Source organism: Pseudomonas sp. GM84, from assembly GCF_000282535.1.
Lineage (GTDB): Bacteria > Pseudomonadota > Gammaproteobacteria > Pseudomonadales > Pseudomonadaceae > Aquipseudomonas.
This window is the reverse complement of record NZ_AKJC01000034.1, coordinates 1-9,041: the sequence shown is the minus strand read 5'-3', so window position 1 is coordinate 9,041 and position 9,041 is coordinate 1. Positions and strand designations below refer to the sequence as shown.

Annotated in this window: 7 protein-coding genes; 4 read left to right on the top strand and 3 right to left on the bottom strand. The window is 63.6% G+C overall.

Going from position 1 to position 9,041, the window contains the following annotated elements; translation table 11 throughout:
* Nucleotides 1-24 precede the first annotated feature (24 nt).
* The 3 genes from PMI38_RS02710 to ubiG form a co-directional block, all read right to left on the bottom strand.
* Nucleotides 25-765, bottom strand: coding sequence for a YciK family oxidoreductase (locus PMI38_RS02710; protein WP_008090373.1), 741 nt, complete (start codon nt 763-765; stop codon nt 25-27).
* A 147-nt stretch (nt 766-912) separates the two neighbouring features.
* Complete coding sequence (gene mupP / locus PMI38_RS02705) at nt 913-1,584, bottom strand: N-acetylmuramic acid 6-phosphate phosphatase MupP (protein ID WP_008090372.1); 672 nt, start codon at nt 1,582-1,584, stop codon at nt 913-915.
* Between the two features lie 2 nt (nt 1,585-1,586).
* Nucleotides 1,587-2,285, bottom strand: coding sequence for a bifunctional 2-polyprenyl-6-hydroxyphenol methylase/3-demethylubiquinol 3-O-methyltransferase UbiG (gene ubiG, locus PMI38_RS02700; protein WP_008090370.1), 699 nt, complete (start codon nt 2,283-2,285; stop codon nt 1,587-1,589).
* Nucleotides 2,286-2,395: 110 nt separating this feature from the next.
* Between ubiG and mtnA the strand changes: the two genes are divergently transcribed.
* From mtnA to pheA, 4 genes are all read left to right on the top strand, one after another.
* Nucleotides 2,396-3,472, top strand: coding sequence for an S-methyl-5-thioribose-1-phosphate isomerase (gene mtnA, locus PMI38_RS02695; protein ID WP_008090368.1), 1,077 nt, complete (start codon nt 2,396-2,398; stop codon nt 3,470-3,472).
* A 348-nt stretch (nt 3,473-3,820) separates the two neighbouring features.
* Complete coding sequence (gene gyrA, locus PMI38_RS02690) at nt 3,821-6,583, top strand: DNA gyrase subunit A (RefSeq protein ID WP_008090366.1); 2,763 nt, start codon at nt 3,821-3,823, stop codon at nt 6,581-6,583.
* 237 nt (nt 6,584-6,820) lie between these two features.
* Nucleotides 6,821-7,906: a 3-phosphoserine/phosphohydroxythreonine transaminase gene (gene serC / locus PMI38_RS02685; protein WP_043272844.1), complete on the top strand. Its 1,086-nt coding sequence runs from the start codon at nt 6,821-6,823 to the stop codon at nt 7,904-7,906.
* Nucleotides 7,906-9,000, top strand: coding sequence for a prephenate dehydratase (pheA, locus tag PMI38_RS02680; RefSeq protein WP_008090361.1), 1,095 nt, complete (start codon nt 7,906-7,908; stop codon nt 8,998-9,000). Before serC ends, pheA begins: the two co-directional genes overlap by 1 nt.
* Nucleotides 9,001-9,041 lie beyond the last annotated feature (41 nt).

The following is a 9,041-nucleotide window of genomic DNA, read 5'->3' as shown; positions in this document are numbered from 1 at the left end:
CCGGCGATAGGGCCAGTGCAGATTTTACTGGGCGTTGAACGCCTGCCCATTCACCCCGGTGCTGTCCGGTCCCATCAGGTACAGGTACACCGGCATGATCTCTTCGGGCAGCGGGTTGTTCTGCGGGTTCTCGCTCGGATAGGCCTGGGCCCGCATCGCCGTGCGCGTGGCGCCCGGGTTGATGCTGTTGGAGCGCACCGGTGCCACCCCTTCAAGCTCGTCGGCCAGCGTCTGCATCAGGCCTTCGGTGGCGAACTTCGACACCCCGTAGGCGCCCCAGTAGGCCCGGCCCTTGCGCCCGACGCTGCTGGAGGTGAACACCACCGAGGCATCCTCCGACAACTTGAGCAGCGGCAGCAGGGTGCTGGTGAGCATGAAGGTGGCATCGACGTTGATGTGCATCACGCGCATGAAATTGTCGCCGGAGAGCTGCTCCAGCGGGGTGCGCGGGCCGATGATCGAGGCATTGTTGAGCAGGCCGTCGAGGCGGCCGAACTGGTCCTCGATCATCACCGCCAGTTCGTCGTACTGGTGGGGCAGGGCGGTTTCCAGGTTGAACGGGATGACCACTGGCTGGGGGTGGCCGGCGGCTTCGATCTGGTCGTAGACCTCGTTGAGGTTGGCTTCGGTCTTGCCCAGCAGCAGGACGGTGGCGCCCAGCGCGGCATAGGCCTTGGCGGCGGCGGCACCGATGCCGCGGCCGGCACCGGTGACCAGGATGATGCGGCCCTTGAGCAGGTCGGGGCGGGCGGTGTAGTCGAACATTGATTGTTCCCTATCTCTATGGGCTGACACGGGCCTTGTGGGAGCGGGCTTGTCCCGCGAAAGCAGGCACTGCAGTGCCTGGCACGGGCTGAGCCCGTGTTCGCGGGGCAAGCCCGCTCCCACAGAGTTTGCTGCTGATCGTTAACCTCAGCAGCCGCACAGGGCGCTGTCGATCACCTTGCGCAACTCCAGTGGGTGGTCCACCACCACGTCCGCGCCCCAGTTGTTCGGGTTGTCTTCTGGATGAATATAGCCATAGCGCACCGCTGCCGTGCGGGTGCCGGCATCGCGGCCGGACTCGATGTCGCGCAGGTCGTCGCCAACGAACAGGACGCTGGCAGGGTCCAGGTTCAAGGTCTTGCAGGCCAGGATCAGTGGCTCGGGGTCGGGCTTGCTGTTCTTCACGTGGTCCGGGCAGATCAGCAGGGCCGAGCGCTCGGCCAGGCCCAGGCGCTGCATGATCGGTTCGGCGAAACGTACCGGCTTGTTGGTCACCACGCCCCACAGCAGGTTGCCTTTCTCGATGTCGGCCAGCAGTTCGCCCATGCCGTCGAACAGTTTGCTGTGCACCGCGCAGTCACGCTGGTAACGCTCGAGGAACTCCAGGCGCAGCGGCTCGAAGCCGTCGTCGTCAGGGTTCATGGCGAAGGTCGCAGCGACCATCGCGCGGGCGCCGCCCGAGATCACGTCGCGGATCAGCTTGTCGTCGATGGCCGGCAGGCCGCGCTCGGCCAGCATGGCCTGGCAGATGGCAATGAAGTCCGGCGCCGTGTCGAGCAGGGTGCCGTCCATGTCGAAGAGTACTGCTCGCAAACGCATGCTCATTCCTCGCGCAGGGTCTGGATCATGTAGTTGACGTCGACGTCGCTGCTGAGCTTGTAGTGCTTGGTCAGCGGGTTGTAGGTCAGGCCGATGATGTCCTTGACTTCAAGGCCGGCAACGCGGCTCCAGGCGCCCAGTTCGGAAGGGCGGATGAATTTCTTGAAGTCATGGGTGCCGCGCGGCAGCATCTTGAGGATGTATTCGGCGCCGACGATGGCCAGCAGGTAGGCCTTGGGGTTGCGGTTGATGGTCGAGAAGAACACCTGGCCGCCGGGCTTGACCATGCGGTAGCAGGCGCGGATCACCGAGGAGGGGTCGGGTACGTGCTCGAGCATCTCAAGGCAAGTGACCACATCGAACTGCTCGGGCATTTCTTCGGCCAGGGCCTCGGCAGTGATCTGCCGGTATTCAACTTGCACGCCCGATTCCAGCTGGTGCAACTGAGCCACGGCCAGCGGTGCCTCGCCCATGTCGATGCCGGTGACGGTGGCGCCGCGCAGGGCCATGGCTTCGCTCAGGATGCCGCCGCCGCAGCCCACGTCCAGTACCTTCTTGCCGGCCAGGGCGACGCGTTCGTCGATCCAGTTGACGCGCAGCGGGTTGATGTCGTGCAGCGGCTTGAACTCGCTTTCGCGGTCCCACCAGCGGTGCGCCAAGGCTTCGAACTTGGCGATTTCGGCGTGGTCGACGTTGCTCATTGAACAATCCTCTGAAACTTCTACGAATTGCGGCGGAGTATACCCGAGCGCCCAGGGCCCAGGCTCGCTATAATCGACCGCTTTTGATATCCGAACGACGGGGAGAGGCGATGCGCGAGCGACTTTTGGCGGCGGAGAAGGTGACCGGGATTCGCTGGCAGCACGGCGTCCTGCACCTGCTCGACCAGCGCCTGCTGCCGTCGCAGGAGCGCTGGCTGGCCTGCGACAATGTCGCGCAGGTGGTCGCGGCGATCCGCGACATGGCTGTGCGCGGTGCAGCGGCCATTGGCATCGCTGCTGCGTATGGCCTGGTTCTGGCGCTGGAAGAGCGCCTGGCCGAGGGCGGCGACTGGGAGGTGGACCTGGAAGAGGACTTCCTCGACCTGGCCGAGGCGCGGCCTACCGCAGCCAACCTGTTCTGGGCGCTCAACCGCATGCGCGAGCGCCTGCAGCGATTGCGCCCCGAAGAAGATGTGCTGGCGGCCCTGGAGGCTGAGGCGATCGCCATCCACGATAGCGACCGCGAGGCCAACCTGACCATGGCCGAACTGGGTATCGAGCTGATCCGCCGCCATCAGGGCAACGAGCAGACCCTGCTGACCTATGGCAATGCCGGTGCGCTGGCCAGTGGTGGCTTCGGCACGGCGTTGGGGGTGATTCGCGCGGGCTTTCTCGAAGGTATGGTCGAGCGTGTCTACGCCGGGGAAACCCGACCTTGGCTGCAGGGTTCGCGCCTGACGGCATGGGAGCTGGCCAACGAGGGCATTCCGGTGACCTTGTGCGCCGACTCGGCCCTGGCCCACCTGATGAAAAGCAAGGGCATCACCTGGGTGGTGGTCGGCGCCGATTGCATTGCCGCCAACGGTGACATTGCCGGCAAGATCGGGACCTATCAGTTGGCGGTCAGCGCCATGCACCACGGTGTGCGCTTCATGGTGGTGGCGCCGAGCACCAGCATCGACCTGAACCTGGCCACTGGCGAGGACATTCCGCTGGAAGAGCGCGATGCCGATGAATTGCTCGATTATGCCGGCAACCGCGTGGCGCCGCAGGTCGAGGTCTTCAACCCGGTGTTCGACGTGACCCCGGCTGATCTGATCGACGTGATTGTGACCGAGCGCGGCATCGTCGAGCGCCCGGATGCGGTCAAGCTTGCCCAGCTGGTGTGCCGCAAGCGTTTGCACTAGCAGGTCTGGCCCTGTCGCCGGCAAGCCGGCTCCCACAGATACACCACAGTGCTTGAGTCTGTGGTGAACCTCCTGTGGGAGCCGGCTTGCCGGCGACAGGGCCAGTGCGAACACCCTCACATTCATTGCCCAGCGGCAACCTGCCAGATCTCCCCACCGCCACTGCCTTTGTGATAACATCCGGCAGTTTCCAAGACCGCCCATCACGGCGGCCAATTTTGCGCAGATCCATGGCACAACTCATTGATTTGTCGTAAGTCGTCGCACCCTTAAGCGCTGCGGCGGCGAGCTTCGTTCGGCCCTTGATGGAGCTGCGAAGTTTCACCAGAAAAAGGAATCAGGCTTCTCATGGGCGAACTGGCCAAAGAAATCCTCCCGGTCAATATCGAAGACGAACTGAGACAGTCTTACCTCGACTACGCGATGAGCGTGATTGTCGGGCGAGCGCTGCCCGATGCACGTGACGGCTTGAAGCCCGTGCATCGTCGCGTTCTCTATGCGATGAGCGAACTGGGCAACGACTGGAACAAGCCGTACAAGAAATCCGCCCGTGTGGTCGGTGACGTGATCGGTAAGTACCACCCGCACGGCGACACTGCGGTCTACGACACCATCGTGCGTATGGCCCAGCCTTTCTCGCTGCGTTACCTGCTGGTCGACGGCCAGGGCAACTTCGGTTCGGTCGACGGCGACAACGCCGCGGCCATGCGATACACCGAAGTGCGCATGTCCAAGCTGGCCCACGAGCTGCTGGCCGACCTGCACAAGGAAACCGTCGACTGGGTGCCCAACTACGACGGCACCGAGCAGATCCCGGCGGTCATGCCGACCCGCATCCCCAACCTGCTGGTCAACGGTTCCAGCGGTATTGCCGTGGGCATGGCGACCAACATTCCGCCGCACAACCTCGGTGAAGTCATCGACGGTTGCCTGGCGCTGATCGACAACCCGGAAGTCACCATCGATGAGCTGATGCAGTTCATCCCCGGCCCTGACTTCCCGACTGCCGGCATCATCAACGGTCGCCAGGGCATCATCGAGGCGTACCGCACCGGCCGTGGCCGCATCTACATGCGTGCGCGCTCCGAGATCGAAGACATCGACAAGGTCGGTGGCCGCCAGCAGATCGTCGTCACCGAGCTGCCGTACCAGCTGAACAAGGCGCGTCTGATCGAGAAGATCGCCGAGCTGGTCAAAGAGAAGAAGATCGAAGGCATCACCGAGCTGCGCGACGAGTCCGACAAGGACGGCATGCGTATCGTCATCGAGCTGCGTCGCGGCGAGGTGCCGGAGGTGGTGCTCAACAACCTCTACCAGCAGACCCAGCTGCAGAGCGTGTTCGGTATCAACGTCGTGGCACTGATCGATGGTCGCCCGCGCCTGCTCAACCTCAAGGACCTGCTCGAAGCGTTCGTCCGTCACCGCCGTGAAGTGGTGACCCGCCGTACCGTGTTCGAGCTGCGCAAGGCCCGCGAACGCGGCCACATCCTTGAAGGCCAGGCAGTTGCGCTGTCCAACATCGATCCGGTCATCGCCCTGATCAAGGCCTCGCCGACGCCGTCGGAAGCCAAGGAAGCGTTGATTTCCACTGCCTGGGAGTCCAGTGCCGTGCAGGTCATGGTCGAGCGCGCCGGCGCCGATTCCTGCCGTCCGGAAGACCTGCCTGAGCAATTCGGCCTGCGCGACGGCAAGTATTACCTGTCGCCGGAACAGGCCCAGGCGATCCTCGACCTGCGCCTGCACCGCCTGACCGGCCTGGAGCACGAAAAGCTGCTGGCCGAGTATCAGGAGATTCTCGAGCAGATCGGCGAACTGATCCGCATCCTCAGCAGCGCCGAGCGCCTGATGGAAGTGATCCGCGAAGAGCTCGAAGCGATCCGTGCCGAATACGGCGATGCCCGCCGCACCGAAATTCTCAACGCCAGCCACGACCTCAACTACGGCGACATGATCCCGGAAGAAGAGCGTGTGGTGACCATCTCCCATGGTGGTTATGCCAAGACCCAGCCGTTGTCTGCCTACCAGGCCCAGCGCCGTGGCGGTAAAGGCAAGTCGGCGACCGGCGTGAAGGACGAGGACTACATCGAGCACCTGCTGGTCGCCAACAGCCACGCCACCCTGTTGCTGTTCTCCAGCAAGGGCAAGGTGTACTGGAAGAAGACCTACGAGATTCCCGAGGCTTCCCGCGCCGCGCGTGGTCGCCCGCTGGTCAACCTGCTGCCGCTGGAGGAGGGTGAGCGCATCACCGCCATGCTGCAGATCGACCTCGAGGCCCTGCAGCAGAGCGCCGATCCGGATGAAGAGCTGGAAGACGGCGACGAGGGCGTGATCGAAGGTGAAGTGGTAGAAGTCGAAGAAGTCGACGAAGAAGACGGCGACACCCTTGAGTGGGTGGCTGAACCGACCGGCGCGTACATCTTCATGGCCACCGCTTCCGGTACCGTCAAGAAGACCCCGCTGGTGCAGTTCGCCCGTCCTCGCTCCAACGGCCTGATCGCCCTGAAGCTGAAAGAAGGCGACACCCTGATTGCCGCGGCCATCACCGATGGTGCCAAGGAAGTCATGATGTTCTCCGACGCCGGCAAGGTGATCCGCTTCGCCGAGAGCGTGGTTCGCGAAATGGGCCGTACCGCCCGTGGCGTGCGTGGCATGAGGCTGGGCAAGGGGCAACGCATCATCTCGATGCTGATTCCCGAGTCCGGCGCGCAGATCCTTACCGCCTCCGAGCGTGGTTTCGGCAAGCGCACGCCGCTGTCGAAGTTCCCGCGCCGCGGGCGTGGTGGCCAAGGCGTGATCGCCATGGGTACCAAGGGCCGCAACGGGCTGCTGATCGGCGCCATCCAGGTGCAGGAAGGGGAAGAGATCATGCTCATCTCCGACCAGGGAACCTTGGTGCGCACGCGGGTCGGCGAGGTGTCCAGCCTGGGCCGTAACACCCAGGGCGTGACGCTGATCAAGCTGGCCAACGACGAAACACTGGTGGGCCTTGAGCGTATCCAGGAACCTTCCGAGGACGAACTCGATGAACTGATCGAGGCGGACGCGGAAGGCGTCGAGGCCGATGCGGCGGACGATGAAAATGCGGGCGCCGAAGAGGCACCGCAAGAGTAAGCAAGCGCAACAACCCGAACGGGGCGACCAAGGTCGCCCCGTTTGACTGATTAGAGACGTCAATGGGGCCGCTTTGCGGCCCATCGCCGGCAAGCCGGCTCCCACAGGTACAGCGCAAGCCTTGAGATTGACGCGACCCCTGTGGGAGCTGGCTTGCCAGCGATGGGCTGCGAAGCAGCCCCAATGCAGGCGACATCGAATTACGATTTTGTTCTATTTGGCAGAGCGAGAGTGGATGTGAGCAAACGAGCCTTTAACTTCTGCGCAGGCCCTGCCGCGCTTCCTGACGCCGTACTGCAGCGTGCCCAGGCCGAAATGCTGGATTGGCGCGGCAAGGGCTTGTCGGTGATGGAAATGAGTCATCGCAGCGACGACTACGTGGCCATCGCCGAGAAGGCCGAGCAGGACCTGCGTGACCTGCTGTCCGTCCCCTCGAACTACAAGGTGCTGTTCCTGCAGGGCGGCGCCAGCCAGCAGTTCGCCGAGATCCCGCTGAACCTGCTGCCGGAAAACGGCACCGCGGACTACATCGAAACCGGCATCTGGTCGAAGAAGGCCATCGAGGAAGCGCGCCGCTTCGGCAACATCAACGTCGCCGCCAGCGCCAAGCCCTACGATTACCTGGCCATCCCAGGTCAGAACGAATGGAAGCTGACCCAGAACGCCGCTTACGTTCACTATGCGTCCAACGAAACCATCGGTGGCCTGCAGTTCGACTGGGTACCCGAGACCGGTGACGTACCGCTGGTGGTCGACATGTCGTCCGACATCCTCTCTCGCCCGATCGATGTGTCCCAGTACGGCCTGATCTACGCCGGCGCGCAGAAGAACATCGGCCCGAGCGGCCTGGTGGTGGTGATCGTGCGCGAAGACCTGCTGGGTCATGCCCGCAGCAGCTGTCCGACCATGCTCGACTACAAGGTCTCGGCCGACAACGGTTCCATGTACAACACTCCGGCGACCTATTCCTGGTACCTCTCGGGCTTGGTCTTCGAGTGGCTCAAGGAGCAGGGCGGTGTCGAAGCCATGGAGCAGCGCAACCGCGCCAAGAAAGACCGTCTGTACGGCTTCATCGACGCCAGCGAGTTCTACACCAACCCGATCAGCCACAATGCCCGTTCGTGGATGAACGTGCCGTTCCGCCTGGCTGACGAGCGTCTGGACAAAGCCTTCCTGGCCGGTGCCGATGCCCGTGGTCTGCTCAACCTCAAAGGCCACCGTTCGGTGGGCGGCATGCGCGCGTCCATCTACAACGCCCTGGGCCTTGAGGCGGTGGAAGCCCTGGTGGCCTACATGACCGAATTCGAGAAGGAGCACGGCTGATGTCCGATCAGGAGTTGAAGGCACTGCGTGTACGCATCGACAGCCTCGACGAGAAGATCCTGGAGCTGATCAGCGAGCGCGCCCGCTGCGCCCAGGAAGTGGCCAGGGTCAAGACCGCTTCGCTGGCCGAAGGCGAAAAACCGGTGTTCTACCGCCCCGAGCGTGAAGCGGCGGTACTCAAGCGCGTCATGGAACGCAACAAGGGCCCGCTGGACAACGAAGAGATGGCGCGGCTGTTCCGCGAAATCATGTCGTCCTGCCTGGCCCTGGAAGAGCCGCTGAAAATCGCCTACCTCGGCCCTGAGGGCACCTTCACCCAGGCGGCGGCGATGAAGCACTTCGGCCACGCAGTGATCAGCCGTCCGATGGCGGCCATCGACGAAGTGTTCCGCGAAGTGGCGGCCGGTGCCGTCAACTTCGGCGTGGTGCCGGTGGAGAACTCCACCGAAGGCGCGGTCAGCCACACCCTGGACAGCTTCCTCGAGCACGACATGGTGATCTGCGGCGAAGTGGAGCTGCGCATCCACCATCACCTGCTGGTGGGCGAGAACACCAAGACCGACAGCATCACCCGCATCTACTCCCACGCCCAGTCGCTGGCCCAGTGCCGCAAGTGGCTGGACGCCCATTACCCGAATGTCGAGCGGGTGGCGGTGTCGAGCAATGCCGAGGCGGCCAAGCGGGTCAAAGGCGAATGGAACTCGGCGGCGATCGCCGGTGACATGGCAGCCAACCTGTATGGCCTGACCCGCCTGGCCGAGAAGATCGAAGACCGCCCGGACAACTCCACACGCTTCCTGATGATCGGTAGCCAGGAAGTGCCGCCGACCGGCGACGACAAGACGTCGATCATCGTTTCGATGAGCAACAAGCCGGGTGCCTTGCATGAACTGCTGGTGCCGTTCCACGAGAACGGCATCGACCTGACCCGCATCGAGACCCGTCCGTCGCGCAGTGGCAAGTGGACCTACGTGTTCTTCATCGACTTCGTCGGCCATCACCGCGACCCGCTGATCAAGGCGGTGCTGGAGCAGATCAGCCAGGAGGCTGTGGCGCTGAAGGTGCTGGGGTCGTATCCGAAGGCGGTGCTTTGATTCAAGGCCGTTGGGGTCGGTGTGCGGCCCATCGCCGGCAA